This window comes from Caballeronia arationis (assembly GCF_001544975.2).
GTDB lineage: Bacteria > Pseudomonadota > Gammaproteobacteria > Burkholderiales > Burkholderiaceae > Caballeronia > Caballeronia arationis.
This window is the reverse complement of record NZ_FCOG02000459.1, coordinates 1-1,205: the sequence shown is the minus strand read 5'-3', so window position 1 is coordinate 1,205 and position 1,205 is coordinate 1. Positions and strand designations below refer to the sequence as shown.

The 1,205-nt window shown below is 55.6% G+C and carries 1 protein-coding gene and 1 pseudogene; both read right to left on the bottom strand.

The genetic code is table 11. The features are described from left to right. A pseudogene (locus tag AWB81_RS43145) lies at nt 1-264 on the bottom strand (IS110 family transposase); the annotation flags it as partial. 172 nt (nt 265-436) lie between these two features. Further along, nucleotides 437-1,205: glycoside hydrolase family 1 protein (locus AWB81_RS43140; RefSeq protein WP_144444402.1), on the bottom strand; the 769-nt coding region annotated here is incomplete at its 5' end.

Below are 1,205 nucleotides of genomic sequence, written 5' to 3'. Positions count from 1 at the left end.
GGTCTTGTTCGTTTGCACAAATGGTCGGATGAACTGCGCATGCAACAACACGACCTCGTGTCCCAACGCCTGAATTTTACGTGCCCACCAGTGAGCGCTCCCGCACGCTTCGAGAGCGACACGCCCGGCGGGACGCTGAGCCAGAAACGCGATCAGATCGTCACGGCCAAACCTCCGATTCGCAATCTCGCCGGTTTGGGCGTCGACCCAGTACAACTGGAACACCCGCTTTGCAACATCCAGTCCGTATGTCGTAGCATTCATTTGGGGCCTCCGTTCCTCAAGTGGTTGTGTCGCAACTCCACTTTGGCACATTGATGCCGTTCGGTTCTGGAGGCCCTCAATCATGCCCACCTCCCCGAAGGGAGGGCGGTGTCCATTCCATCTCGACCCGTTGCCGCCATTCCAGTTTCCGCAACGACAACGTCCGCTCTCACTAAAGTTTTTTACCATTGCTGGCAATCACATCTCGATACCAATAAAAGCTGTCTTTCGCTATCCGGCGCAGGTCTTTTTCATTGGCCTCGTCACGGTCAACGTATACAAAGCCATAGCGTTTTTGATACCCATTCAGCCAGCTCAAGATATCGGTAAGCGACCACGCGCAGTAACCCAGCAATTGCACGCCATCGCTGATCGCTTGCTGGCAAGCTTCAAGGTGGCCTTTCAGGTAGGCAATGCGGTAGGCGTCGTGAATGGTGTCATCCGCGTCCAGCGTGTCGAACTCACCCAGACCGTTTTCGGTAATCATCATTGGTAGCGCGTAACGGCTGGAGATACGACGCAAAGCAATTCGCAAGCCGGTTGGATCGATAGCCCAGTCCCAGTTGGATGTTTCCAGATTTGGGTTAGCGGTGGTGCGATACAGGCCGGGCACGCCGCTTGATGGTGTGGTGCCTTTCTGGCCGGTGGTGTTGATACGCTTCATGCCCACGCCATCGAGCGGGTTCTGGGTAAACGTGGTGGTGTAGTAGTAGTTCACGCCGACAAAGTCGGGTACGCCGCGTTGAAAGATTTCCAGATCACCCGGTTCGATGTGCGGCGCTTCGCCGGTTTGCTGCAGATAATGTAGCGCCGCTTGCGGATAGCGGCCAAAGCAATAAACATCCAGCCACCAGTAATTGGTGGCGGTTTCAAGCCGAAGTGCAACAGGGGGGTTAATGTTTAGCGTTTTGAGGTTGGGTTGCTGAGGCGAGCGTGGCGGC